Source organism: Rhizobium sp. SVR5-2C (assembly GCF_056755115.1).
Map to the genome: position 1 here is coordinate 1 of NZ_JBNDHT010000097.1, position 26612 is coordinate 26612.

At 59.3% G+C, this 26612-nt stretch carries 25 protein-coding genes and 1 pseudogene; 18 read left to right on the forward strand and 8 right to left on the reverse strand.

Annotation, left to right across the window (positions count from 1 at the left end; all coding sequences use genetic code 11):
- Nucleotides 1-469, reverse strand: a pseudogene (locus tag ACPYOI_RS23955) (hypothetical protein); the annotation flags it as partial.
- 84 nt (nt 470-553) lie between these two features.
- Entirely contained in the window at nt 554-1129 is a 576-nt protein-coding gene (locus ACPYOI_RS23960) for an alpha-ketoglutarate-dependent dioxygenase AlkB (protein WP_481415490.1), read from the reverse strand.
- A gap of 334 nt (nt 1130-1463) precedes the next feature.
- On the opposite strand from ACPYOI_RS23960, the gene ACPYOI_RS23965 reads away from it, so the two are divergent.
- From ACPYOI_RS23965 to ACPYOI_RS24005, 9 genes are all read left to right on the forward strand, one after another.
- Nucleotides 1464-2051, forward strand: coding sequence for a thioredoxin family protein (locus ACPYOI_RS23965; RefSeq protein WP_481415489.1), 588 nt, complete (start codon nt 1464-1466; stop codon nt 2049-2051).
- A 60-nt stretch (nt 2052-2111) separates the two neighbouring features.
- Entirely contained in the window at nt 2112-3743 is a 1632-nt protein-coding gene (locus ACPYOI_RS23970) for an FAD-dependent oxidoreductase (protein WP_481415488.1), read from the forward strand.
- A complete protein-coding gene (locus ACPYOI_RS23975) occupies nt 3740-4066 on the forward strand; it encodes a 4Fe-4S binding protein (RefSeq protein WP_481415487.1) in 327 nt (108 codons plus the stop codon). The genes ACPYOI_RS23970 and ACPYOI_RS23975 overlap by 4 nt, the downstream gene beginning before the upstream one ends.
- A 19-nt stretch (nt 4067-4085) precedes the next feature.
- A complete protein-coding gene (locus ACPYOI_RS23980; RefSeq protein WP_481415486.1) occupies nt 4086-4922 on the forward strand; it encodes an ABC transporter ATP-binding protein in 837 nt (278 codons plus the stop codon).
- 15 nt (nt 4923-4937) lie between these two features.
- On the forward strand, nt 4938-5792 hold the full coding sequence (locus ACPYOI_RS23985; RefSeq protein ID WP_481415485.1) for an ABC transporter permease: 855 nt from the start codon (nt 4938-4940) through the stop codon (nt 5790-5792).
- 27 nt (nt 5793-5819) lie between these two features.
- Nucleotides 5820-6848, forward strand: coding sequence for an aliphatic sulfonate ABC transporter substrate-binding protein (locus ACPYOI_RS23990; RefSeq protein WP_481415484.1), 1029 nt, complete (start codon nt 5820-5822; stop codon nt 6846-6848).
- Nucleotides 6849-7113: 265 nt separating this feature from the next.
- The gene (locus ACPYOI_RS23995) at nt 7114-7503 is read left to right on the forward strand and encodes a c-type cytochrome (RefSeq protein WP_481415483.1); all 390 of its coding nucleotides are present in this window, start codon (nt 7114-7116) and stop codon (nt 7501-7503) included.
- A gap of 194 nt (nt 7504-7697) precedes the next feature.
- Nucleotides 7698-8702: a PQQ-dependent sugar dehydrogenase gene (locus ACPYOI_RS24000; RefSeq protein WP_481415482.1), complete on the forward strand. Its 1005-nt coding sequence runs from the start codon at nt 7698-7700 to the stop codon at nt 8700-8702.
- A gap of 141 nt (nt 8703-8843) precedes the next feature.
- Nucleotides 8844-9929 carry a nucleotidyltransferase family protein gene (locus ACPYOI_RS24005; RefSeq protein WP_481415481.1) on the forward strand — a complete coding sequence of 362 codons (1086 nt, stop codon included), beginning with the start codon at nt 8844-8846 and terminating at the stop codon, nt 9927-9929.
- Between the two features lie 53 nt (nt 9930-9982).
- On the opposite strand, the gene ACPYOI_RS24010 is transcribed toward ACPYOI_RS24005, so the two are convergent.
- Both ACPYOI_RS24010 and ACPYOI_RS24015 read right to left on the reverse strand, forming a co-directional pair.
- On the reverse strand, nt 9983-10999 hold the full coding sequence (locus ACPYOI_RS24010) for a GntR family transcriptional regulator (protein WP_481415480.1): 1017 nt from the start codon (nt 10997-10999) through the stop codon (nt 9983-9985).
- Nucleotides 10975-12513, reverse strand: coding sequence for a UxaA family hydrolase (locus ACPYOI_RS24015; protein ID WP_481415479.1), 1539 nt, complete (start codon nt 12511-12513; stop codon nt 10975-10977). The genes ACPYOI_RS24010 and ACPYOI_RS24015 overlap by 25 nt, the downstream gene beginning before the upstream one ends.
- A gap of 204 nt (nt 12514-12717) precedes the next feature.
- On the opposite strand from ACPYOI_RS24015, the gene ACPYOI_RS24020 reads away from it, so the two are divergent.
- The 8 genes from ACPYOI_RS24020 (at nt 12718) to ACPYOI_RS24055 (ending at nt 20788) form a co-directional block, all read left to right on the forward strand.
- The gene (locus tag ACPYOI_RS24020; protein ID WP_481415478.1) at nt 12718-13401 is read left to right on the forward strand and encodes an amino acid ABC transporter permease; all 684 of its coding nucleotides are present in this window, start codon (nt 12718-12720) and stop codon (nt 13399-13401) included.
- A gap of 10 nt (nt 13402-13411) precedes the next feature.
- A complete protein-coding gene (locus tag ACPYOI_RS24025; protein WP_481415477.1) occupies nt 13412-14056 on the forward strand; it encodes an amino acid ABC transporter permease in 645 nt (214 codons plus the stop codon).
- A gap of 69 nt (nt 14057-14125) precedes the next feature.
- Nucleotides 14126-14866, forward strand: coding sequence for an amino acid ABC transporter ATP-binding protein (locus tag ACPYOI_RS24030; protein ID WP_481415505.1), 741 nt, complete (start codon nt 14126-14128; stop codon nt 14864-14866).
- Between the two features lie 46 nt (nt 14867-14912).
- Nucleotides 14913-15722, forward strand: coding sequence for a transporter substrate-binding domain-containing protein (locus ACPYOI_RS24035; RefSeq protein ID WP_481415476.1), 810 nt, complete (start codon nt 14913-14915; stop codon nt 15720-15722).
- 85 nt (nt 15723-15807) lie between these two features.
- On the forward strand, nt 15808-16737 hold the full coding sequence (locus ACPYOI_RS24040) for a dihydrodipicolinate synthase family protein (RefSeq protein ID WP_481415475.1): 930 nt from the start codon (nt 15808-15810) through the stop codon (nt 16735-16737).
- Nucleotides 16738-16753: 16 nt separating this feature from the next.
- On the forward strand, nt 16754-18328 hold the full coding sequence (locus tag ACPYOI_RS24045; protein ID WP_481415474.1) for an aldehyde dehydrogenase (NADP(+)): 1575 nt from the start codon (nt 16754-16756) through the stop codon (nt 18326-18328).
- Nucleotides 18325-19131: a shikimate dehydrogenase family protein gene (locus ACPYOI_RS24050; protein ID WP_481415473.1), complete on the forward strand. Its 807-nt coding sequence runs from the start codon at nt 18325-18327 to the stop codon at nt 19129-19131. Before ACPYOI_RS24045 ends, ACPYOI_RS24050 begins: the two co-directional genes overlap by 4 nt.
- 580 nt (nt 19132-19711) lie before the next feature.
- Nucleotides 19712-20788, forward strand: coding sequence for a rhamnosyltransferase WsaF family glycosyltransferase (locus ACPYOI_RS24055; protein ID WP_481423438.1), 1077 nt, complete (start codon nt 19712-19714; stop codon nt 20786-20788).
- A gap of 2 nt (nt 20789-20790) precedes the next feature.
- Here ACPYOI_RS24055 and ACPYOI_RS24060 read toward each other — a convergent pair whose 3' ends face one another.
- The 3 genes from ACPYOI_RS24060 to ACPYOI_RS24070 form a co-directional block, all read right to left on the reverse strand.
- The gene (locus tag ACPYOI_RS24060; RefSeq protein WP_481415471.1) at nt 20791-21912 is read right to left on the reverse strand and encodes a glycosyltransferase; all 1122 of its coding nucleotides are present in this window, start codon (nt 21910-21912) and stop codon (nt 20791-20793) included.
- 102 nt (nt 21913-22014) lie between these two features.
- Entirely contained in the window at nt 22015-22977 is a 963-nt protein-coding gene (locus ACPYOI_RS24065; protein WP_481423440.1) for a DUF6492 family protein, read from the reverse strand.
- 24 nt (nt 22978-23001) lie between these two features.
- Entirely contained in the window at nt 23002-24450 is a 1449-nt protein-coding gene (locus tag ACPYOI_RS24070; protein WP_481415470.1) for an O-antigen ligase family protein, read from the reverse strand.
- A 325-nt stretch (nt 24451-24775) separates the two neighbouring features.
- Between ACPYOI_RS24070 and ACPYOI_RS24075 the strand changes: the two genes are divergently transcribed.
- Nucleotides 24776-25969, forward strand: a complete 1194-nt coding sequence (locus tag ACPYOI_RS24075; RefSeq protein ID WP_481415469.1) for a hypothetical protein — start codon at nt 24776-24778, stop codon at nt 25967-25969.
- Between the two features lie 59 nt (nt 25970-26028).
- On the opposite strand, the gene ACPYOI_RS24080 is transcribed toward ACPYOI_RS24075, so the two are convergent.
- On the reverse strand, nt 26029-26612 hold a 584-nt coding region (locus ACPYOI_RS24080; protein ID WP_481423439.1), incomplete at its 5' end, for an FkbM family methyltransferase.

Consider the following 26612-nt stretch of genomic DNA (forward strand, 5'->3'; position numbering starts at 1 on the left):
CCTCAGGCTCGTTGCGCCTAGCAGCGGCCTCGATATGATCCCAGTGGCCGCGTAGCGCCTCGTAAGACCGATAAGGAACCGTCCAGATCCTCCGGTCCGGATCCCACGAAGCAAACGGCACTTGGCGCATCTCATCAACGACTGTTCGAGAATAAGGTGTCCTCACCTCCAGACGATCGTCATACAGGATGAGATAATACGAGATGATAGGATCGAAAGCATAGGCGTCGCGGCCCTTGAGATCCGCGTAGGCGTCCGAGGCGGCGGCCTCCTGTTCCAGCCAGCGATCGATGCGTTGCTCGGCAGTCTTTCCCGGGACGAACCAGGCCTTAAGATCGTCATTCCAACGCGCGCGCGGAAAGGTCTTGCGAAACCGCTCGACGGTCATGCGGTCATAGGGAAATGCCGCCGTCGCGCCGGACCGGCCGCCACCCTCAATATCCTGCCCGTCTTCGCTCTTCGTGCTCATGGTGTTGCGAATGCCGTCTACGAAAGAACGTTCCACCGCAGATTACGGTTCATCGGATCCGCCAATCTGTCTTTACCGACAACCTCAGAGAAGCTCGCGGAACGTAACAGAATAGCGAAGCTGTTCGACCGGTGGAATGGAATGCTCCCATTCCGTCCGGGCCGCGCCCGACAATAGATAAGCGGAGCCGGGTTCGGCGACTATGGAAGCGCGTTGCCATTTGCCGCCTCTCTGGAGTCTCAGCCTGAAGGTACACGGCGAAAGAAGCGAGATACCGACAACCCTGCCGAACACGTGCTTGTCCTTATGCCAGCCGATCGGCGCGCCCGGCGCATATTCGCTGACAAGAGCCTGCTGCAACCGGTCGGGTTCAATGCCCGCGAAGGCCGCCGCGACATCTCGCACCGGCCGAAGGAAGGACGGGATCTCCTCCGCGCGCCTCACGCGCTGGCTCTCGAAGTCATATTTCCAGCCAAAGGACAAAACGCGCCGTTTGCCCTCGAAGCCATGGAAGTCGAAGGGCTTCAGCGGCAACTGCGGAATCTCACGAAGCAACTCCGACTGAAGATCCTCCGGGACGATATCGGGCGCGTATCGGAAGCCGTCCGGCAGGGCAGGCGGTGCGCTAGCGAACAGGTCTCCTTGAATTGAATTGGTCATAGCCACTTCCTTAAACAAGAAAGGGCGCTCGACCCTGTCGGGGAGCGCCCTTCTTCTAACCCGGACGGCTTCGAACGCCGCGACAAGTCGCCGGCAGGAGGCCATCGATACGGGAGTGAACCCTAGATATGTCTGCCGTTTTCGATTTCAAGAGGTACCGCTTGGACAATCCGGCCACGGCTTGCAGGCAAGGATCATCCTGTTTTTAGCGCCGCCAGCGTATCGTTTTTTTGCGCCGCCGCCGAAATAAGGAAATTTCCTCGTTTAAAACTACTATTTTTATAGACAATATGGAATTCATAAACGCGCGGCGCTTTCCTGAAGGAGGATCTGAATGCCAAAGACACTATCCAATCCCATTGAACTCGGCACCAAGGCGGCTGACTTCATCCTTCCGGATGCCAAAGGCGCTCTGCACAAGCTTTCAGATTTTGACGGCACGCCCGCGTTGCTCGTCGCATTCATCTCGAACCGCTGCCCGTTCGTCATCTTGATTAGGGAGCAGCTCGCTGCTTTCGCCCGCGAATATGAAGCAAAAGGCCTCTGGGTGGTTGCGATCAACAGCAACGATTCCGCCGCCCATCCCGAGGAGAGCCTCGCGCGGATCGGGCAGGAAGTCGAAACGATCGGCTATGGCTTTCCCTATCTCAAGGACGAGTCCCAGGCTGTCGCGAAGGCCTATGGCGCGGCGTGCACGCCGGACTTCTTCCTCTTTGATGGCAATCGCCGCCTTGCCTATCACGGCCAATTCGACGACGCGCGTCCGGGCAACGGCAAAGACGTAACCGGCGCTGACCTTCGTGCGGCTGCCGATGCGGTGATCGCTGGCGCGAAACTGTCGGCCGAACAGACGCCGTCGATCGGCTGCAACATCAAATGGCAGCCGGGCAACGAACCTTCCTGGTTCTCCAAAGCCGCCTGATTTTGGCCTCGCGGCAGCCGCGGGCTGCCGCTCCCCTTCCGGAATATCGTGAGACTTTTGATGTCGCTGAAGCGCAAAGATTTAGCCAGCAGTGATCCTCTGCATCTCCAGGCAGACGTGCTGGTCATAGGCGGTGGCCCATCGGGCGCCTGGGCGGCCCTTGCCGCTGCGCAAAACGGCGCGCGTGTGATCCTGGCAGACAAGGGCTATCTCGGAACCACCGGAGCGACGGCGCCGTCGAACACGGGGACATGGTGCGTGCCGCCCGGCGAGAACCGCCAGCAGATCGTCGAACGCCGATGGCAGCGAACCGGCAATCTTGGCGACCAGCGCTGGATGCTGCGCTGTGTCGATCAGGCCTATGAAAATCTGCTGAAGCTCGCGGAATGGGGGTATCCCTTTCCAAGCGATGACGACGGCAAACTCTACATCGCCAACCTGCGTGGTCCCGACTACATGGCGTTCATGCGCCGCCGCGTCCTCAAGGCAGGCGTCACGGTGCTCGATCACCATCCTGCGCTCGAACTCTATTCGGATGGTGAAGCGGTGACGGGCGCTGCCGGAATCGACCGGCAGAGGAACCGCGATTGGCGCGTCGATGCGGCCGCTGTCGTGCTCGCTACCGGCGGCTGCGCTTTTCACGAACGTATTCTCGGCGCGACCGCTCTGACAGGCGACGGCTATCTGATGGCGGCCGAAGCCGGCGCCAGCCTCTCCGGCATGGAGTTCACCGGCAAGTATACGCTGGCTCCCCACGGCTCCTCGCTCAACAAGGGCCTGCCTTTCCGCTGGGCATCCTTTTATCGCGAGGACGGAACGACGATCCTCGACAGCGATGGCAATCATCTTTCGAACGGCATCGGCGAACGCGAGAAGGAAATCGCCAAAGCAATGATCGAGGCTCCGGTCTATGCCGTGCTCGATCAGGCAGAGCCCGCACTCGAGGATTGGCTTCGCCGCGGCCAGCCGAACTGCTTCGTGCCTTACGACCGTGCGTCTATTGATCCCTTCAAGGAGATGTTCCGCGTCACCTTCAAGGCCGAAGGCACAGTCCGCGGCACCGGCGGCATCCACGTTGCGACATCCGATTGCGGCACCGGTGTGCCCGGCCTTTATGTAGCAGGCGATGCCGCGAGCCGGGAGAATATGACGGGCGCCGTCTCGGGCGGCGGCGCGGTCAATTCCTCCTGGGCCATCGCCAGCGGCTGGTGGGCGGGCCAGGGCGCTTCGGCGCATAGCAAACGCCGCGGTGAGAAGGCCTTTCGGACTCTTTCGAAGCCGCTCGGCGAGGCCGGTTTGCGGGCGAGCGGCACCGGGAAAGCGACGCTAACTGCAAAAGACGTCGTCAACGCCGTCCGCGCCGAAGTGATCCCTCTCGAGAAGAACTACTTCCGCGACGGCTCCCGTCTTAAGGCGAGCTACGAGACGCTGGATTCGCTCTGGATCGACGTTCGCAATCACCTTTCGGCCGAAGGCGCCGACCGGCTGAGGACCCGCGAGGCGGCGGCCATTGCGGCGTCCGGCCGCTGGTCGCTGACGGCGGCGCTCGCGCGCAAGGAAAGCCGCGGCATGCATCGCCGGAGTGATTTCAAGGGTAACGATCCGACATTCACGCGCCGCATCCTGCTGACGGGCGTCGATACCGTGGCGATCGGCAGCGAAGCGGAACGCCTGAAGGAACGCGCATCATGATCGAGATCGTCTCCGAAAGTCGCTGCGTCGAATGCGATATCTGCTTGAAGGTCTGCCCGGCGAATGTCTTCGACGCCACCGACGGCGTGCCGGTGATTGCGCGCCAGGACGACTGCCAGACCTGTTTCCTCTGCGAGATCTACTGCCCGACGGACGCATTGTACGTCGCGGAAAAAGCCGATGGTCCGGTGGCGATCAGCGAAGAAGATGTGGAACGCCGCGGGCTTTTCGGCAGCTATTCACGCGCGCTCGGCTGGAAGCGCGGCAAACCCGGCGGCTCGGAATTCGATCCCACCCACCGCATCCGTGTCGCCCAGGTGTGACGATAGACAGGAAGAGACCATGGACCGCATTACCGTTACCGACGTCTGCAAAACCTTTCAGCTGAAGCCCGGCCAGTTCGTCAATATCGACGGGCGCGAATCCGATCGCGTTACTGTGCTGAACGGCGTCGACCTCGCAATCCGCAAAGGCGAGTTCATCACTCTGGTCGGCCCGAGCGGCAGCGGAAAATCAGTCCTGCTCGACATCATCGGCGGGTTGACCGAAGCCTCGGAAGGCGCCGTCAAGATCGACGGCAAGCGGATCATCAAGCCGGACCCCAAGACCGGCTACGTTTTCCAGCAGTACGCCTTATTTCCCTGGCGGACGGCGTTGTCGAACATCGAATATGCGCTGGAGGTCCATGGCGTTGCGAAGCGCGAGCGTACTGAAAAGGCGCGCTACTTTCTCTCGCTTTTCGGCCTTTCGGGTTTCGAGGACCGCTTTCCGAACCAGCTTTCCGGCGGCATGCAGCAGCGCGTGGCGATCGCCCGGGCGCTCGCAACCGATCCGGAAGTCTTGCTGATGGACGAACCCTTCGCAGCGCTCGACGCCCAGACGCGCGAGATCCTGCAGACGGAGCTTCTGCGCATCTGGGAAAAGATCAACACGACGGTCGTCTTCGTCACCCATTCGATCGACGAAGCGATCTATCTCGCCGACCGCATCGTGGTGATGACCGCCCGGCCGGGCACCGTCAAGGAGATCATCGAGATCGACCTGCCTCGCCCCCGAGACGGCGACATCCGTGCAAGCACGGAATTCAATACGCATCGCGGGCGCGTCTGGGAGGCTCTCAGGGACGAAGTCAACAAGGCGCAAAAAGACTGGGCGCTTTCGCCCGCTTACGCAAACTGAACCGGGAGTAAGACGATGGCCTATGTAAGCGACAAACCCGCCTTTGGCGCCGGCTTCTTTCCCTCGCGGAGAAAAGATGCCTCTCCGCGCAAACGGCATGTCGAACTCGGCACCTTGACCTATGGCCTGCCGCTGCTCGTCGCCTTCTTCGCACTCTGGGAGATCGCGCCGCGGCTCGGCTGGCTGAACCGCATCTTCTTCCCTCCTTTCAGCGAAGTCTGCGAAGCTTGGTATGCCATGCTTCTCGACGGCGCGCTGTCGGCCAACATCGGCATCAGCCTGCAACGCGCCGCAATCGGTTTCCTGCTGGCGGTCGTCGTCGCTGTGCCACTTGGCTTTCTGATGGGCCGCTACACGATGTTCGAGAAGGTCTCCGATCTTCTCGTCCAGACGCTGCGTAATACCTCGCAGTTCGCGTTGCTGCCGGTCTTCATCCTGCTGCTCGGGATCGGCGAAGCCTCGAAGATCGCAATCACCTTCTATTCATCGATCTTCTTCCTGCTGATCAATACGATCAGCGGTGTGAAATCGGTCGATCCGCTGCTCCTCAAGGCAGCCCGTTCGATGGGGACGTCGGATCTCGACATGTTCCGCAAGGTCATCTTGCCCGCGAGCATCCCTTCCATCGTGTCCGGCGCACGACTTGCCGTCAAATCCTCGATCTTCGCCGTGATCGGCGCGGAAATGCTCGCCGCCAAATCAGGGCTCGGATTCCTGATCCAGCAATCGCAGCTGATGATGGAAACGGCCGACATGTACGCCGGCATCATCACCATGACCGCGATCGGCCTTCTGGTGAACTACCTGCTCGTCTGGTTCGAGCGCTGGGCGACCGCCTGGAAGGGCCACTCCGAAACATCGCATGCCTGATCCAACACGTTCTCAAGGGGACTTATCATGACCAGCTTCAATCTCTCCCTGCTTCGGCGCTCGTTCCTCGGCAGCCTGGCGGCCCTTGCTCTTGGCAGCACCGCGCTTGCGGCGCCGGCTTTCGCCGCGGACAAGCCCGAAGTGATCCGCATCGGCAGCACGGCACCGGGCCATCTCAAATTCATCCTCGAGCGTCATAACGGCACGCTTGCGAAGGAATTCGAGAAGGACGGCATCAAGGTCGAGTTCATTGCTTTCACGAACGGCGGTTCGGAAGCCACGACTGCGCTCGCGACGGGTGCGGTCGAGGTCATCTACACCGGCAACAATCCGGCCCTGCGCGTCGCTGCGGCCGGTGGTGACGTCAAGGCGATCGGCCTTTCCAGCTATGTGAAGTCCAACGGCTCGGCGATCATCGTCAAGGCGGATTCATCGATCAAGTCTTTGGAAGACCTCAAGGGAAAGAAGGTCGCCTATCTCGCGGGCACCGTTCGCCACTCGACCTTTGCCAAGGCGCTGAAATCGGTCGGCCTGTCGCTCGATGACGTCGAATCCCTCAATCTTGCTTTCGACGCGTCGGGGCCCGCCCTGGTTCGCGGCGATGTCGATGCGGTCGTTGAAAGCGGCGACGTGGCGGCCAAGCTCGTCGAAACCGGGCAGGCCCGGGTAATCCTCCATGCGAGCTCGCATCCTGAATGGTCCGCGCCTTACGTCATTTCGGCCAATGGCGAATTCGTTCGGAAGTATCCGGACCTCGTCAAGCGCCTCTTGAAGGTCGATATCGAAACCGCACGCTGGGCTGACGCCCATCCGGAGGAGGCAATCAAGATCTTCGTCGACGAAACGAAGTCCTCTGAAAAGTCGGTGCGGGAAACCTACAAGGACAATGTCTTCTATCAGGACCCGAAGATCACCCCGGAAGCACTCGCCTCGTTGAAGGCCGAGGAGCAGTTCATGGCCGATGCAAAGCTTCTCAAGGGCGCTGTCGACTATGACAAATGGATCGATACGAGCTATCTCGACGCGGCCTACAAGGAAGTCGACGCCAATCAATAATGCCAGCTGGCATTGCACAAAGCTCAGAGCAACACTTGCGGCCCCTCCAGCGGGGCCGCTTCACGTTTTGTCCGGATTTGACGTAACCGGAAATCGCAACTGCCGGAGGATGACAGGCTTGACTTACATTCCCTTGCAGCTAACTTTTTTAATGGATCGCAAGGCTCGGCGTCGTTATCAGCCACGATCCGAAAGGGCAGGCGCCGGCCGGGGATAGCGGCCCTGCTTTTGTCAAATGGCACCTTTGGCGAAATGAGGAAATGCCATGAATTACAACATTCGTCTGATCGTTGCATCAGTTGCGATCTTTTCTGCCTGCGGGGTCCATGCTCAGGAGGGAGATGCGAACGCAGGCGCAACGGTGTTCAATAAGTGCAAGGTTTGTCACGTCGCCGATACGGACCAGAACAAGGTAGGTCCGTCTCTGAACGGGGTGATCGGAAGAGTTGCCGGCACGCATGCCGGATTTGCCTATTCCAAGGCGATGGTCGAAGCGGGCAAGTCGGGGCTCCAATGGGACGAGGCAACGTTGCGCGACTACCTTCACAATCCGAAGGCGAAGGTAAAAGGCACCAAGATGGCTTTTCCCGGCTTGAAGGATGATACCGAAATCACCAATCTCCTCGCTTATCTCGAGCAATATTCCAAGAAGTAAGACGTGAGACCGCCGCTGTCGCGTGGTTTCATTGCCGTTTTCCTCGCAGACCGGCGTTCTGTCGCGGCGCAGCCGCGGCCTAGACGGCCTCATGAATGTAAGGATCACTTCGCAGTGAGGCCCGAGGCTCTCGCTTGAAACGAGAATAGGCCGCTCCACCTCTCGCAAATTCAGCTTGTGTTTGGAGGGCGCCGATGGACGTCTTTTCCCTCAAAGCCGGATCTTTCTCCGCTAGAATCGCGCTTTTCGCGCTGACTGCGGTTGCCTCTGGCGTTGCCCTCGGTTCGGCACGGGCCGAGCTGCTCGCCCGGGTTCCCGCCGCGCGCGAAATGGCGGTGTGCGGCGACATAGTGTTCGTCGGGACCAGAGGTTCGTCGGTCTATGCCGTGCCGTTGTCCGGCGGCGGCGCGCGGCGGGTGGCCACCGGATTCTCCGCTGCGAACGGAGTCGCATGCTCCCGCGGTCGTTTGTTCGTCGCTTCGAGCAACAGAATAACCGCATTCGACATAGGACCTGGAGGCGTTCTCAGCGGCAGGCGCGATATTCGCCGAGGATTGCCGAATTCGGGGGGCCATAGTCTTCGCTACATCGCGGTTGGCCCCGATTCCCGGCTCTATGTCTCGCTAGGGTCGCCTTGCAACATTTGCTTGCCGCGCGGGCTGCAAGGCACGATCGTCAGCATGAATCAGGACGGCTCCGACTTTCGAAGGGTCGCTTGGGGCGTGCGCAACTCGGTCGGCTTCGACTGGCGCGGCGGCACCATGTTCTTTACCGACAACGGCGCCGATAGAATGGGCGACGATGTCCCACCCGACGAGCTGAATGCGCTCCGGCCCGGTGGCTTTTATGGCTTTCCCTATTTCGGAGGCGGAATCCAGCTCACCGGGTTCGAAGATGCGCGGCCGCCCTCCCAGCAGATTCCGCCCGTTTTCAATTTTCAAGCGCATGTCGCAACCTTGGGAATCCATTTCTTCCGCAGCCTTGGCGGCGATGCTCTGGTCGCCGAGCACGGCAGTTGGAACAGGTCGGTTCCCGTCGGGCGCCAGGTGGTGCGGGTGCGGTTCCAAGGCAATCGCCCGGTCTCGGCAACGCCTTTCCTCAGAGACGTCGGGCGGCCCGTGGACGTCAAGGAGGCGCCGGATGGTTCCGTCCTCGTATCCGACGACGCCGGAGGCGCGATTCACATCTTCAGGCAATGACGCCGAGGGTTCCTTTTCAGTGACTCGTGTCAGGGTGAGGCTTTGTTGGTCGGACGCGCGTTTCCCTTCGTGGGCTTGCCAAATGAGAGAGCCTAGTTATACTATTTTCGCGAATATAGTATAACGGATGACGCGGTGTCTTTGAAGGAAATCGACCTTGTCTATCGCACCATGTTCGCAGAACTGGGGCAACGGACTTTTGATGCGGCGTTCGAAAGTGAATTCCCGCCGGGAGGACGATTTGTGCCGGTGACGGTCAAAAACCGGCAATATTGGTATTTCGACACGCCAACCGGAAGCGGAAAGCAGAAGCGGCAATATGTCGGGCCCATGGATGATCCTGAAATCGCACGCCGCGTCGAGGACTTTCAAGCTCTCAAAGATGATTTGAAATCGCGCCGGCGTCTGGTGTCTACATTAACGCGCGAAGCGGGGTTGATCGCGCCCGAAAGGCTGTCTGGGGATATCGTCGAGGCGATGTCGAACGCCGGTCTTTTCCGGCTGCGGGCGATCCTCGTCGGAACGATTGCGTTTCAAACCTATGCCGGTGTCCTTGGGGTTCGTCTTCCTGGTTCGTCGATGCAAACAGGTGACGCCGATTTCGCCCAAGATTACGCGATCAGCGTAGAAGTGAACGACAGCTTGCCGCCCGTTCTCGATCTCCTGCAATCCGTTGATCCGTCATTCCGGCCAGTCCCACATCGCTCCGGATCGCCGAAGGTCACGGCTTTTCAAAACCGCAATCAATATCGCGTCGAATTCCTCACAACCAATCGCGGCTCCGATGACTACGAGGATAGACCGGCGGACATGCCCGCGCTTGGCGGCGCTGCGGCCGATCCGATGCGTTTCATGGATTTCCTGATCTATGATCCCATCAGGACAGTGATGCTCCACAAGAGTGGCGTGAACGCTAGCGTCCCCGCTCCCGCTCGATATGCCATTCATAAACTGATCGTCGCCAGCCGTCGCCAGAATGACGGTGTCGGCTATCTTAAGCGCGAAAAGGACATACGTCAGGCAATACTTCTGCTGGAAGCCATGATGCTCACGCGGCAAGGCGGCGATCTGGAAGATGCGCTTCGAGAGGCGTGGGGGAGGGGGCGAGCATGGCAGGAAGGCATTCTAAAGGGCCTCGCTATGGTGCCAGACAAAAAAGCCGACTATCTGTCGGCCCTTATTGAAGTGATGAAGGAATTGGGCGCCGAGCTCGAAAATTTCCGCTAGAGCCCATGCCTGCCAGTGCCGGCTTCCCTGCAGGCTGTTGTCGGCCCTGCGCACTACTGGATGTAAGGCAGCTCCGGCATGCTCTGGGTGGCACGAAATGCCGCCAGTCGGTCGGCTGCTTTCTGTGCCGACAGCGCGAGATGGTTGACGAGGGCACTTTTGGCCGAAGCGCCGTCATGAGCGCGCACGGCCGAAACGATTTCGAGATGCTCCTCCATGAAGGGATCCACCGCAATGTCGCGCTTCAACGCGGCCTGAATGTGTTTACCGGCCACGAGAATGCAGCGCGTGCGCTTCAGCGCTTCCACGATTTCCGGGTTCTGACTATAGCTAATGCAGTCAATGTGCAGATCGGATTCCAGAGTATCGAGGTCGGCGGTCGGAACCTGTGGAAAATCGCTGACCGCTGCCTTCAGACGGCTCTCGATTCCATCCAGCTGTTCGACCGGTATCCGACCTATCGCGGCTTGCAGCGCCACCGGCTCCAGCAGAATTCGCAGCTCGTAGAGATCCCGGAAGCGCGCCTCGTCCAACGGAACGACCCACCATCGCGACCGTTCGTCCTTCGAGACAATGCCGACTTCGCGGGCATGCATGAGCAAATCGTGGGCGACAGTGCGCCCAACGTCGAGGTGGCGCGCCAAAGCGAACTCGTTGAGGCGCGCTCGCCCGAATACCGAGCGCAGGATAAGCTCACGCTCAAATTCGTAGTAATGCGGTTGCCAAGCGAAGCTCTTGGGGTTGAGCCCCGCCTGGTTCTCGAACTGGAGCATCTCCGGCGTGATTTTGATGCGCCGCGGCTCGTGGGTTCTGCCGACGAGCAGGCCGCGCCCATCAAACCGGCTGAGAAGGCCTGCGCTTTCCAGCGAGGAGAGAGCTTGCTTGACCGGGGACCGGCTGGAGCCGAAAAGTGCGGCCAGCGGCCCTTCGAGCAAGACGGTGCCTTCCGGCAGCGAACCTACCTCGATGCTGCGGCGAACCTGTTCAGCGATCGCCGCATAGGCCGGTGTCCCGCTGGAGTTCTGCCCGTCCAGCTTCTTTTCACTCAGGTTACTGCGCCGATCTGCCATGGTACGAATTCATTGTCCCCAAACCCATAATCTTCGCTCAGCGTGTGTACACCGGAGGCGACGGCAATGATCTTCTCGAAGATGCGTATCCCCGCCGCTTCGATTGTATCCCCGCCGTTGACGATATCGCCGCAGTTGATATCCATATCCTCCTGCATACGTTCATACATTTCCGTGTTGGTTGCAACCTTGATGCAGGGAGCTGGCTTGAAGCCGGAGACCGAGCCGCGGCCCGTCGTGAATACGATGACGTTGCATCCGCCGGCGACCTGGCCGGTTACGGCGACAGGGTCGTATCCGGGAGTGTCCATGAAGACAAAGCCCGGCTTGTCGATGATTTCGGCATATTCGTAGACCGCTTCGAGTGGCATCGACCCACCCTTCGCCACGGCGCCGAGCGACTTTTCGAGAATGGTCGTAAGCCCGCCGAGTTTGTTGCCGTGCGAGGGGTTGTTGTTCAGCTCGGCGCCGTTGCGTTCGGTATAGTGCCGCCACCACTCGATGCGCTCCATGAGCTGCTCCGCCACACGGGGCGTCACGGCCCGGCGCGTGAGAAGGTGCTCCGCGCCATAGATTTCCGGCGTTTCGCTAAGCACCGCCGTACCGCCGTTGCGCACGACGAGATCGGCCGCATAACCCAACGCCGGGTTCGCCGAAATGCCCGAATAGCCATCCGAGCCGCCGCACTGCAGCGCGACTTTCAGTCCCGACAGAGGGACCGTCGTGCGCTTTGCCGCGTTTACTGTCGGCAGCATCTCGCGAATCATATCCGAGGCGGCCTCTACGGTCTTGCGCGTTCCGCCCAGGTTCTGGATTGTCATCGTGCGCAGGAAGGGACCTTCCTCCAACCCGAATTTCTTGACGATCGGGTCGATCTGATTGGTTTCGCACCCGAGGCCGATCATCAGGATGCCGCCAAAGTTCGGGTTTCTCGCATAGCCGCTGAGCACCCGCTGAAGGTAGGTATAGCCTTCGGTCTTCGTGTTGATGGCGCAGCCGGTGCCATGGGTTAGCGCCACCACACCGTCGACATTGTCGTATCCCGCCAGACCACCGCGGTTGAAACCATCGGCGATGGCGCGGGCCACCGTGGCGGAGCAGTTTACCGACGTGATGATGCCGATGAAGTTGCGCGTGCCGACGAGACCGTTGGGGCGCACATAGCCTTCGAATGTACGCCGCTCGCCTTCTGGCAGCAGGGGCGTCGGCCGCGATTCTTCGGCGAAGTGGTGGGTGGCGCTGCTTTCCTGCATGGCCAGGTTGTGGAGATGGACATGGTCGCCCGCCGCAATCGCCGTCGTCGCAACGCCGATAACCTGGCCATATTTGAGTACAGGCTCGCCGGGCGAGATTTTCCGCAGCGCCATCTTGTGGCCACTCGGGATATCCGCCCGTGCCGCAATCTCATCACCGGCAATGCTTGCCGTGGTGCCCGCGGGGATGTTTTCCCGTGCGACCGCGACGTTGTCAGTCGGGTGAAGCTGGATCACCGGAGCTATCGTTTTCGACTTCATCTTGCCTTCATCCGTAAAAAATGATTGTTGCATGCATAAATCAATAGTGTTAAGCACTCAGAAGTCAACGGGGCTGTTGGCAAAAATTCGACAGGGAGGAAGCCGGCGTCGATGTACCCTCACAAATTCAACAAGTCTTTGAAATCCATGCCCTTTGCTGCGGCCGTCGCCGTAGCTTGTTCGCAGTTTTGAAGAATTGCCGCCATGTCGTATGAATTTGATTTCTCGTTTCTGAACGATTACGGACCCGACCTGATCCATGGTGTCTGGCTTACGCTGGGCATGACGGCGGTTTCGATCATTCCCGGCTTCCTGCTCGGCACGGCCTGCGCCGTCGCCCGCCTTCACGGCGGCCCCTGGCTGCAGCGGGTCGCCACCGTCTATGTCGAAAGCATTCGCAATACGCCGCTGATCATTCAGGTATTCTGGCTGTTCTTCGGGCTGTCCGCCCTTCAGGTCCACATCGGCTCATTCCCTGCCGCCGTGATTGCCCTCGTCATCAATGTCGGCGCCTATACCGCCGAGATCATGCGCGCCGGTTTCCAGAGCATTCCGCGTGGCCAGCTCGAGGCGGCGTCCTGTCTTGCGCTCGGGCCGGTGCAGTCGCTGGTATCGATCCAGCTTCCTCAGGCGGTGGAGCGTGTCTATCCCGCGTTGGTCAGCCAGTTCGTACTCATGATGCTCGCCACCTCGATCATGTCCCAGATCTCGGCGGAGGAACTGACCGGCGTCGCCTACATGATCCAGTCCTTCACCTTCCGCGGCTTTGAAACCTATCTGGTGATCGCCGTCATCTATCTCGCGCTCGCCTCGCTTCTGCGCCTGGTCCTGCTCGGTGTTGCGGAAGTTTCCTTCCCCCGCCGCCGCCGGCTGCGCACCCCGCTGTAAGGAGCCGTCCATGTTCGGATTGAGTATCCAACAAATCGCCTACATCTTCCAAGGCGCCGGCTGGACGATCGTCCTGTCAATCTTCGGCTTCGTGGGTGGCACGATCCTAGGGCTGCCGCTGGCTCTCGCCCGGGCGTCAAAAAATTCGGTTACCAGCACAGCCTCTGCCGGCTTAGTCCAGCTCATCCAGGGCGTGCCGCTGCCGGTGATCATGTTCGTGGTCTACTTCGGCATCAGCATCGGCGGCTATGAAGTACCCGCACTCGTCGCGGCTGGCATTGCCATGACGCTCTATTCCAGTGCCTATCTGGGCGAGATCTGGAAGGGCTGTATTCAAGCGGTGCCGAAGACGCAGTGGGAAGCCGCCGAATGCCTGGCGCTCACCTCCGTCCAGCGCCTCGTCCATATCATTCTCCCGCAGGCGCTTCGCATTGCCATCCCGCCGACGGTGGGGTTCCTGGTGCAGATCGTCAAGAACACCTCCTACGCGGTTGTGATCAACTTCTTCGATCTGACCTATTCCGCCAAGGTCATCAACAACTCGACCTTCAAACCGTTCGTCGTCTTTACGATTGCCGCGCTGATCTACTTCGTCATCTGTTTTCCGATGTCGGTCCTGGCGCGGCGCTTCGAGCGGAAGCTTCACCGGATTTGAGAGAGGAAACCAATGAACGTTTCGTTGCCAAAGCAGGCTGCCCCCCAATCGAACACAGAGAAGACTGCGATGCCGGGTTCCTCGACGCGGATGGTGCATTTCCAGAACGTGCGCAAGAGCTTCGGCGCCATTGAAGTGCTGAAGGGTATCGATCTGGAGGTCTCCGCCGGCCAGGTCGTCGCACTGGTCGGACGCAGCGGATCGGGAAAGAGCACCGCATTGCGTTGCGTGAACGGGCTGGAAAAGATCGATGGCGGCGAACTCACCGTCTGCGGTTACGACCTCCGAGCGAAGGATCTGAACCTGCGTGAACTGCGTCACGACGTGGGTATCGTGTTCCAGAGCTATAATCTCTTTCCGCATCTGACAGTCGAGCAGAACGTCACGCTCGCGCCCCGCAAGGTCCGTCGCATGGGTGCGGCCGAGGCTCGCGAACTGGCCGCCGAGGTTCTCGCCCAGGTCGGACTCTCGGACAAGATCAACGCCTATCCCGAGCAGCTTTCCGGAGGCCAGCAGCAGCGGGTCGCGATCGCGCGTTCGCTGGCCATGAAGCCGAAGCTCATCCTTTTCGACGAAGTTACCTCGGCGCTCGACCCCGAACTGACGGGCGAAGTGCTGAAGGCGATCGAACGGCTGGCCGCAAACGGCATGACCATGATGGTCGTGACGCACGAGATGGCCTTTGCCCGGTCGGTGGCAAACACCGTCGTATTCATGCACCAGGGCAAAGTCTGGGAGACCGGAAGGGGAGACATTCTTGTCAATCCGCAAACCGCCGAATTGCAGCAGTTCGTCGGCAACGGGCTTTGACCGCGGTTCTTAATCCCAACCTACTTGTTTCAATGGAGGAGTAGTAATGTTGAATGTGAAGAAAACCCTCGCGCTCGCCACGGTGGCGCTGGGCACGTCGTTCGGATTGTCCGCGGCGATGGCGGCCGATGTTCCGGCCGCGATCAAGGAACGCGGCAAGGTCCTGATCGCCATCGACGTCGGCCATCCGCCTTACGGTATGCTGGATGCGCAGGCCAAGGAGACCGGATCGGATGTCGAGACGGCGAAGCTGCTGGCTGAAGACCTGGGTGTTCCGGTCGAAATCGTGCCGGTTTCCGGCTCCAACCGTGTGCCCTCGCTGCTCGCCCGCAAGGTCGATATGGTGATCGCGTCCTTCTCGATCACGGCCGAGCGCAAGAAGGTCATTGCCTATTCCAAGCCGTACGGCGTCATCCCGGTCGTGATTTCTGCTCCCACGGGCGACGCGATCAAGGGCGCAGCTGACCTGGCTGGCAAGTCGGTCGCCGTTGCCCGCGGTACGACCGCCGACATCGAATTGACGCGCCTGGTCAAGGACAGCGGCGTTGATGCCAACGTCGTCCGCTACGAGGATGAAGCGACGACCAACACCGCGGTTGCCACGGGCCAGCAAAGCATCCTTGCTGCGGCGCTCTCGACCGCCAACGACGTTGCGGCCCAGAACCCGGGCCTCGGCATGGAAGTGAAGGTCAACATGGCTGCCTATCCGATGGCTGTCGGTCTTCGCAAGGATGACGCGGAGCTCAAGGCCTGGGTCGACGACTGGGTTGCCACGAACCTGAAGAACGGCAAGCTCAACACGATCTACGAAAAGTACTTCCATCAGTCTCTCCCGGAAACCATTCCGGAACAATAATCGCCTCCGAAGGCGACCGGACGGGCATGCGTGCCCGCCCGGCTTTCCCGCACTACATCTATTTAGACATTTGCCAGGAACAGCCATGACCTCCGAAGCCCGTACTCCGTACCGCGGACTCTTTCCCGTCGCTCCGACGCCCTTCAAGCCCAATGGCGAGATCGACATCGAGGGACAGCGCCGCGTGCTCGACTGCATGATCGACCAGGGCGTCGATGGAATCTGCATTCTGGCCAACTATTCCGAGCAGTTTCTTCTGACGGACGAGGAGCGGCGGATCCTGACGGAAGTCAGTCTCGAGCATGTCGCCGGGCGCGTTCCCGTCATGGTGACCTGCAGCCATTTCAGCACGCAGATCGCGGCCGCCCGTTCAGCCCATGCCAGAGAGGCCGGCGCCAAGCTCATCATGCTGATGCCGCCCTATCACGGCGCAGGTATCCGGCTCGACGAACAGACGATCTTCGACCATTTCGCCCGCGTCCAGGAGGCTGCCGGCATTCCGATCATGGTGCAGGACGCACCGCTCAGCGGCGTCAGCCTGTCTGTGCCTTTCATGGTTCGGCTCGCCAATGAACTGCCACTCGTCCGTTACTTCAAGATCGAGGTCGCCGGAACCGCCGCCAAGCTCAGGGCGCTGATCGCTGCCGGAGGCGCGGCAATCGAAGGCCCGTTCGACGGCGAAGAGGCCATCACGCTGATGGCAGATCTGGACGCCGGTGCCACCGGCGTCATGTCGAGCGCGCTTCTCCCGGATCTTATTCGCCCGGTGATAGAGCATCATGCGGCCGGAAGGCGAGACGAGGCTGCAAAGGCGTATGCGCGTATTCTGCCGCTGATCAACTACGAAAACCGGCAATGCGGCCTGCGGGCTGCCAAAACCGTGATGGCAGAAGGTGGCGTCATTGCCTCTGATACGGTACGTCATCCTCTCGAAGCGATGCATCCGGCCACCCGCGAAGGGCTGCTGGAGATCGCCCGCGAGTTGAAGCCTCTTGCTCTGGAATGGGGCAAGTAGAACAAAGGATAGAGACATGACGATTTCAGGCGATCTTTTGATTGGGGCCACGAAAAGACGCGGCACCCAGGGCGAACTGCACGCTGTCGAAGCTGCAACGGGAAATGCGCTTTCTCCTGCCTTTGGCGGAGCCTCGGCGGCCGATCTTGATGAAGCTTGCGCTCTCGCCGAGAAGGCGTTTGACAGCTATCGCGCATTGCCGCTTGAAGAGCGGGCGGCGTTTCTCGAAACGATCGCGCAGAACATCCTGGATATCGGCGATGAACTGATCGAGCGTGCGATGCAGGAGACGGGGCTTCCGCGGCCGCGTCTGGAAGGTGAGCGTGCGCGCACCGTCGGTCAGCTGAGGATGTTTGCCGGCGTCGTGCGCGACGGCGGTTTCCTGGAATTGCGGATCGATCCGGCCCAGCCGGAGCGGAAGCCACTTCCGCGCGTCGATCTGCGTCTGCGCAACGTCCCGCTCGGACCGGTCGCTGTTTTCGGCGCGAGCAATTTTCCTTTGGCCTTCTCGGTTGCCGGCGGCGATACCGCATCGGCGCTGGCCGCGGGATGCCCGGTTGTCGTCAAGGCTCATTCCGCCCATCCCGGCACGTCCGAACTGGTCGGCCTCGCCATTCAGAAGGCTGTCGCGCAGTGCGGGCTGGCTGAGGGCGTGTTTTCCCTGCTTCATGCGAACGACCGCAAGATCGCGCAGGGCCTCGTTGCCGATTCCCGCATCAAGGCTGTCGGCTTTACCGGCTCGCGCGGAGGCGGCACCGCCTTCATGAGGATTGCCGCGGAACGTCGCGAACCGATTCCGGTTTACGCGGAGATGAGCAGCATCAACCCCGTGTTGCTGTTTCCGGCCGCGCTCGCAGCGCGTGGCGCTGAAATCGGCAAGGCATTCGTCGCCTCGCTCACACTGGGCGCGGGTCAGTTCTGCACCAACCCGGGCCTCATCCTCGCCATCGACGGCCCCGGGTTCAACGAATTCCTGAAATCGGCCGGCGCAGCGGTAACGGAGGCGCTTCCGGCAACGATGCTGACGCCCGGTATCCTGTCGGCCTATAACGGCGGCGTGGATGCCCTGGAAAAAAATCCGACGGCGAAGGTCGTCGCCAAGGCGGCGAATGCCGAAGCCATGAAGGCCTGCGCCGCTCTTTACATGACCGAAGCGGAAGATTTCCTTGCCCGTCATGAATTGCAGGACGAGGTCTTCGGCGCCGCCTCCCTCGTCGTGCGGTGCCCTGATCTCGCAACGCTGAAGCGTGTCGTCGAAAGTCTGGAAGGTCAGCTTACCGCCGCCATCCACATCGACGAAGGCGATTACGAAACGGCGCGCGGCCTGCTGCCGCTGCTGGAGCGCAAGGTTGGCCGCATTCTGGTGAACGGCTTCGGCACGGGCGTTGAAGTCTCCCATGCGATGGTTCACGGCGGCCCGTATCCGTCGACCGCCGACGGTCGTTCGACGTCGGTTGGAAGCCTCGCCATCAACCGCTTCCTGCGCCCTGTAAGCTACCAGGATCTGCCGGATGTGCTCCTGCCGCCTGAACTTCAGGGGACCGGAAGCGAAGGTCTGCCAAGACGCATCGATGGAAAATTGAAAATATGACGACCCGCAATCTCACGGACATCACGGGGCGCACTCGGGTTCTTGGTATTCTTGCCGACCCGATCGCTCACGTGAAGGCCCCTCCGGGAATCAACGGTATCGCGGTAAAGCGCGGCCGTGACGCCGTCATGGTGCCGTTTCAGATCGCACCCGAGAAGCTCTCCATCTTTTTGGATGGGCTTCGCGCTCTTAAGAGTTTCGATGGCGCGATCGTGACCGTACCGCACAAGGGCGCCATGTCTGGGCTTTGCGATGAGATCAGCGATCGCGCTCGAGCGATGGGCGCGGTCAACGTTATCCGCCGCGAAGAGGATGGACGCATCGTTGGCGACATGCTTGACGGGGCCGGCTTTCTCTCCGGTCTCGCCGCTGCCGGCATCGACGTGGCCAACCGGAGGGTCTACCTCGTGGGTGCCGGCGGTGCCGCAGGCGCCATCGCCTTTGCGATGGCGGCTGCGGGTGTTGCTCATCTCACGCTCGCCAACAGGACCCGCGCCAAGGCGGAAGCCTTGCGCGAAAGGATCGCCGCCGCTCATCCTGAGGTCTCGTTGTCGGTCGGAGACGAAGATCCCTCCGGGCACGACATCGTCGTCAATGGCACGTCGCTCGGCATGAAGCCCGATGACGCGCTGCCGCTCAATGTTGAGCGGCTCTCGTCATCCATGGTGGTGGCCGAGGTTATCATGGAACCCGAGATGACACCTTTGCTTGTCGCGGCAAAGGAAAACGGCTGCCGCATCCATCTCGGGAAACCGATGCTGGAGCATCAGCTCGAGCTGATGGCTGATTACTTTAAACTGTGATCTGGGTGCGTCGTGCCATGCTGTAGGCGAGCGGGTTGGACATAAACTTGCCCCCGCGTCGACACGCAGGATCGTCCTTCGGCTAGACTGGCAAGGTCCCTTCACGCACCGGGCATTCGATGCTTGGAAAGGCGATCCGCAACCTATCTTCATCTCCTTGAAGTGGCCGCCGCAAATTATCGGAGTATCGCCGGTCTAGGTCCACACGATGCGATCCAAGGACGTGCAAAAACCCGAGCGTGGACGTTGCTTCGTCTAAAGACGTATCCACTTACGCCATTTTAATGATGACGGAGTCTAACGCTCGTGATTTCGCAGGGTTAGTACTTTTGCCTTCGATCAAAGTAGGAACTTGCGACACGAACGCCGGCGATGCAACGCTGCAGACGTCTGGGGTTTTCCAGCGATGGAGCGGTCCTAAGCGATGTCACTATCCCTTCTTAATGCGACACAGCTTCAGATTGGCCGTCGCACTCGTCAAGTCGGTAAACTTCTATCAACACAGGACTATGGCGCCCTCATTGCGCGTGCAAGATTAAAGGCAGCGGACTGGCTAAGACCACGCAACGTGGTTTGGCCGGTGTTTCCCGACGACGTCCTGGCGGCTGATCTCGCGCGGCCTCCAGTGGCAATGGTTCCGAAAATCGCGCCGGGCACGCCGATCACTCTGAATTGGGTGACAGGGCCAGCCGGGCCGGGGTCGGGTGGCCACACGACGGTTTTCCGGATCATCAAATACCTTCAAAGCAAGGGTTATGTGAGCCGCGTCTATTTTTACGATCCCTACGGCGGCGACGGGAAGTACTACGAAATGATCGCCCGTGAACACTACGGGCTCACCTGCGATATAGGCAATGCACGGGCTGGCATGTTGGACGCTCATGCAGTGGTGGCCACTGCATGGCCGTCGGCCTATGCTGTTTTCAATGCGCGGTGCTCTGGAAAACGCCTCTATTTCGTTCAGGATTACGAGCCCTTCTTTTACCCGGTCGGCACCAACAGCATGCTTGCCGAAAACACCTACCGTATGGGATTCCATGGCATCACCGCCGGCCGCTGGCTGGCAGAGAAGCTGTCGCATGAATTCGGCATGAAAACCGATTATTTTCCCTTTGGGTGCGACACGGCACAATATCGCCGAGACGCCTCCTCCGTCCGCACCGGAGTGGCGTTTTATGCACGAGCGGGCACACCTCGCCGTGCAGTCGAACTCGGACTTCTGGCGCTCGAACTGTTTGCAAAGCGAAAGCCCCGCGTGCCATTGAATTTCTTCGGTGAACAGATCCGTGATCTTCCGTTTAAATTCATCAATCATGGATTGGTGACTCCCGCAAAGCTCAATGAAATTTACAATCAGTGCTTTGCGGGGCTGAGCCTGTCTCTGACAAACGTTTCTCTCGTGCCCCACGAAATGCTTGCATCCGGCTGCATTCCGGTCGTGAATGACGCCGATCACAATCGCATGGTCCTCGACAACCCTCATATTCATTATGCTGTCCCAACCCCGCATTCGCTGGCGGCGGCGCTCGAAAGCGTAGTCAATATGGCTGACTTTGAGACAATCTCGAGACGCGCGGCCGAGAGCGTTCTAACGGCATCCTGGAGTGATGCCGGAGCAGCGGTCGACGCCGCATTACGTCGGGTTCTAAATGCATAGTTTCAGATGCCGATCCTCTGCGTCCGCCAGCGCCGGAGCGGCGCTTTGACCCGCGAGCTGAGAGCCTGGAAGGCCCACAGTGGATGGAGGGGAAGCGAAGACATGCCGGCTTTTTTTCGTCTTGCGAGCGCGCGGGCGGCTGCCGACCGACCCACCTCCGGATCAATCCTATATGCAAGCTCTTCGAATTCTTCGGCCGGAAAGTCCCGAAATCCCCTGGCATATGCATAGTTCACGTGTTCCAGCGCGCTACGCGCCAAAGTTTCACGGGCGATCCGCAATAAAGATCCATCAGTATCGACCTTCTCGCCCAACCCAGCAAAAACCGCCTCGAAGGACTGCCAGAGTTGCGCTAGATCGATAAGGTGCCCTTTCGCCGAACCTTGGCCGAAGTCTTTCTTGTGCATATTGGAGGCGTGAAGACGATAGTAACCTTGATCCACATTCAGCAGGAAACCGATATCCGAGACGGCAGAGGTACGCAGCCACATCTCGTAATCACCAGCGTGCGGGAGGTCGGGACGATAGCCTCCGATCGCTCGAAGAACGGACGTTCGCATGACGGCTGTGGGCGTGGGAACCACATTGTAGGCTGACCGGCAACGTTCATGCAGCCATTCGGTACCAGGCCAGACAGCCCACTCACCCGGTTCGCCACGACTGACCGGTAAGCTGTCGCTGAAATCAATGCAATTTCCGTAAACCAGTCCCACGGATGGCTCCGCGGCCAAAAGCGCAGCAGCCCTCGTGAGAGCGCCTGGAGTCACGAGATCGTCGGCCGACAAAAGCAGGACGAACTCTCCCGTCGCTGCATCCAATCCGTCATTGTAGGTTTCAATATGTCCTTTGTTTTGCGCGTGCTGTATTACGCGCACTCGCGTATCGGAGCCCTGGAGCGATAGCGCGATACTAAGACTGTCGTCGGTGGACTTGTCGTCGACAATGATGACTTCGACTTGAATACCGGGCTGGTGATTTGTGACGCTCCCAACGCATTGTCGTAAATAGCAACCGTAGTTATAGCACGGTATGACAACGCTCACGCGAGGAACATAATGCAGGGGCTTGGCTTTCGTCACCCTTCCCTTTGTTAATCTTATAGACCGGCGGCTGAGAATTTCCAATTGCGATCCTACCCTCAAACCTAATGCCATCCGTTCCCTCGCCGCATATTTTATTGCTGGAGCTAAGATGCGGCCATACATCCAAACGTGGAGCGGGCTTCGTCAAAGGTTCGAGTTCCGAAGCACTTGACAGCTTCCATCCAGTTGTTCCGCGCGGGGCGATCCTGGTGAATTCGATCGGCCGCCGATGGCTGCTAGCAGGCGCCGGCGCGTCGGAAGGGAGGTCCCCGATTTAGCCGAGATCATCACCGCGATATCCTTTGGTGTGACTTTCGACATGAATGTCTCGAAAGCGGCTTCGTCCAAAGCGATCTCGTCATAGCAGTTCGCGCACAGCATCCTATCGACAGACCAAGGCACGCCGCCCAGGACCTCGTCGACATAAACGCCATAGAGAATGCCTTCGGAAAAATGCAGTTGTGCGGCAATTGCAGACTGCCACTGCCTTCCCGTCGTTTCCTCGACCCGCCGGAGCATCGAACGCACAATTCTGGGATCCCAGACCATCGGCCAGCAAATGTAATCGTGCAACGGGATTTGGTCGCAAGCCGGGAGCCCCAGTAGCTTTCGTGCCACGCGATGCCAGAGAATGTGTCTGGGCAACCCCGCATGCACGGCGTCAACAGCACGATAGAACCGGGTCTGCTGGTCGCGGTAAAACATTTCGACTGCAAACGGGCGCACAAAGACGATGTCGGAGTCGACCAAGAGCGCCACATCGGCTTGCGATCGGGCGACAGCTTCCAGTTTGATCAACTGTTGGACGATCCAACCTCTGACCGGCGGGTAAGGGCGATGCCAATTTACCCACATGTTTCCGGGGACAGACAGGAAGTTTCCCGGCAGATATTCGTCGGCGGTATGCACTTCACCAACCCCGGCAAACGCTCGCCGGTCGGCCGCGGGAACGATGACGCAATGAGCGACCTCCGGCGGTCCGAACCGTTGGAGAGAGACACTCAGATCACGGCACAGTTCGAGGTCCGGCCGATAGCTTGGCGTTATAACTGTCAACGTTGCCAATGCATTTTCCCCCTTTTGCTGGACCCTACTGAAAGCGCCCAACGGGCTCGACCGGCGCATTCCAGCCTAGCGCCGAAACGGCTTACGTCCGCTTGTCCCGTCGGCGTGTTCCAGCGTTTTGCTTGCAGCCGTTTTTCTTCGATGACCGCGCACTTTGCGTATTCGCTCTGTGTTGGAAGATGGCAGCGTGCCTGGCGCGTCAGCATCCAGAATCCACAGGCCGCTTCCGAGAAGAAAGAGAACGAGAACGTAGGCGGCGTCCCATAAATGGACCGTCTGTCCGACCAAACACCAACTTGCCGTCGAGATGAGATAAGCGGAGCGGTATGCTCTGTGTCTCTCATCCAAGCCGCGCTTCAAGCCGACGGACGCAAAACAAATCGCCACCGAGCCGCCGATCAGAAACAACGCGGGATATCCGTGTCCAACCGCTGTGCCCAACCAGAAATTATCAATACTGGAAGCCATCCAGTCAGGGCGATCCCATCTGCCAAAGCCTGTGCCCAGCCAGGGATGATTTGAAACCGATAACCAGCCGTACTCCGAAATAAGGTTACGGGACCAGTATGACATCGGGTCGAAAGTCAATCTGCTGGCAATGACTGCGATCGGCGAGCGATGCGTTATCCAGCCGGCAAGCTGAGCCATCAAAAGCAAGGAAATCGTTACAGCCCAAACCAGTTTCAGGCTGGTTGCATCCGCCAGTCGCTTCCAGAAAATCAACAGACACTGAAATGCGATGCCAAGAAGAGGCCCGGCAGAGAGGGAAAGCGCTGCAGTGAGCCCCACGATCCCGGCCCTCCAGCATTTTTCGAAGAGCGATTTTCGGTATCCCAGGACCAGAAAAGCCAACGCAAATCCGGTGCTGCAAACGATACCAAAGAGTATCGAATGTTCAAACGGCCCCTGGACTCTCCAAAGACCCGCCCGCGGAGTCATCAGGTCTGCCGCGTAAGTCGGTAGGAACATGCCGAAGATACGCAGGGTAGCTTTCCAACCGGTGCCGGCCTCCACAAGCGCAAGGGGTAGCAGTGCCGCTATGACAGCAAAAAGCACCTTCACCATCGCTTGAAAGTCATCGGCGTTGCGGATGCAGCAACGCGCCAGAAAGTATGCACCAAGGGTTTCGACGAACGAGATGCCGACCGGCTGTAGGGCTGATGTGCCATGCAGCAGCAGTAGGGACATGCCTTTCCAACATGCAAAAAGAATAATCGAAAGATCGGCGGCTCTGATCTGCCCTGAAGCCCCCTTCGCCCAATGGAAGAGGCAGGGGACGACGGCAACGCACAAAAGTATGCGGTAGGCCGACATCCGGAGAGGGCCGAAATAAAAGATCCAGGGGACTGCAAGAGCAACGATGAAGACGACAACGGGCCATGAATGGCCTCGTGGCGCCGCTTCGAGATCCCGCTCGCTTGACCTCTTGCCCGCGACAAGGCGCGGCGCTGCGGCGGCGGACTTACGTGGCGTGAAAAAAGCTCGTTGCGCGATCGCTTCGGTATTGGCCGTCATGGCGCAATCCATTTTCCGCGCTGCCCGGACGAAATCGCGCGGCTGCCTGCAGATCGTGCAGAAGGAGGTGTTGCCGCGCCTCCATCTCGACGGTCCCTTTGATAGGTCGGCTGAGGCGTTACCAGAAGCAGATTGCCGGAAGTAAGAATAGTCATTTCGGGCCCAGTCCTGGTTTCGACACTTCGAAGAAGACCAGTTTAGACGAAGGGCGCTCGTCAGCCACCAATCCCTTAGAGGTAAGAGGGTCGTCAAAATTCCTGTATCCCGGCGCGGATCAGGGTATCGCTATGATGCCCCCGTCATCGTAAAGCGAGTGGAGGCAAGCATGGAAGGGATCAGTCGCCGCCATGTCCTGGGCCTGGCCGTTCTAGCGCCGATCGCAAATGCAATGGGGCCAATCGGAAAACTCGCGTTCGCGCAGACTGCGATCCAAGGCCCGCCATTTCCTGGTCCAACCCTCTTCGTAAAGGGTGTCTATCAACAGCCTCCGGAAAAAATGGAGGTTTGGAAAGCGCGCGGGGTCAACACCCTTTTTACGGTGAATGGCGGTGGGGACATCGGCCTTTGGACGCAGGAAGCGAACAGGCTCGGACTTTACATGGTTCGCGAGCCCTCCGGTCTCGACGTTTCCGGCCCAGTTCCGAGTTTTTTGGTTGTCGACCATGCGGCATTCGAGCGCGACCTGCGGGAAGAAAGACTGCTCGCCTTTGCGTTGATGGACGAACCTTCAAACGTTAAGCCAGGTGGAAACGGCATCACCTACGAGGGTGTTACTTTGACACCCGCCGAAGTCGATGTTGTCGCACGAAATTGGGCTGTTGGCGGAAAGCCGCTGTGGATCAATCACCTCGGCAACCACGTCAACAACGCGTATGTCGAAGAAATCATGTCCGACTACGCCGATAGTCCCTACATCGATTGGCTGGGCCATGATTGCTATCCAGTCGCGACGGGGACTGACATGATCCTCGAACTCGACGACTACAAATCCACACAGCAGGGCCATGCCATTGACAGGCTACTGCTTTGGAGCGGGGGCAAACCGCAGTTCTCGATCATAGGACTGACCCAATTTAACGGATCCGCGGGTCAAGAAACGACTCCGGCGGAGTTTCGCGTGCAGGCGTGGTCGTCGATCATCCACGGGGCCGCGGGCGTGATCTACTTCACTTTCAAATTCTCGCCCGAGTTCTCGTACGATGCCACTCCGCAAGCGCTCATAGACGAGCTGAATACATTTCATTCGGAGATCGACAAGATCGAGGACATCCTGATGGACTCGACTAAAGGCGGCCGCCGGCCGTCGTTGCTGCTGAAGGCCGTTGGCGCCTCAGATTCCGGTCTGCCCTATCCCTTCGAAGGCTGCTCGGTGCGAACCGAGACAGGTGAATACAAGATCATTCTGAATCTTTCGAATGAACCAGCCGAACTGGCATACGAACCTTGGGGGCTTTCCCAGCTCCGCTTCGATCCCTACCAGTGCAGGAGGGGGTATACTCCAGCCGAACTAATGGGGTGATTTCGGTGAGGTCTATGCCTCAACAACGGAGCAGACCAATCGGAATAACGGCTTGCCCCTCATTGGGGCTTCCTTTTGACAGGCCATACCGCCACGTAGTCGTGCGCCGAGGTCAAGCCCTCCAGCGGTACCATATCAACGACGAACATCCTCTTTGGAAGTCCAAAAACCGTATAACCGATATCGATAAGCATAGATATTGATAAAGGAAGTTTATTTCTGTTCGTCTCTCCATACTCTTCAAATAATATGGCCCTTGGATGATATCTTTCTATTATTTCTCTCCCGCCCTCCAGAACTTCCGCCTCGAAGCCCTCAACGTCAAGCTTGATAAAGTCTATCCGCGATATACCGTGTTCAACAGCGTAGTCGCTGAGGCACCTGACAGGAACCTGGATCACGTAAGCGGCGCGTCCTTCGTCCCCCTTCAGTGATGCGGCGCCTGCATTCATGTCTGGCACGGACAACGACATTTCCGTGTCTTCTTCACCCAATGCGATCGGATGGATCATGATCGGCGAATGGGTGTTCTCGCTGACCGTCGCATCCAAGTAAGCCCGTATGACCGGATTGGGCTCGAAGGCATGCACCCTACCCTCACCTCCGACGCGAGCAGCTAAATGCAGGCTGACCAGTCCTAGAT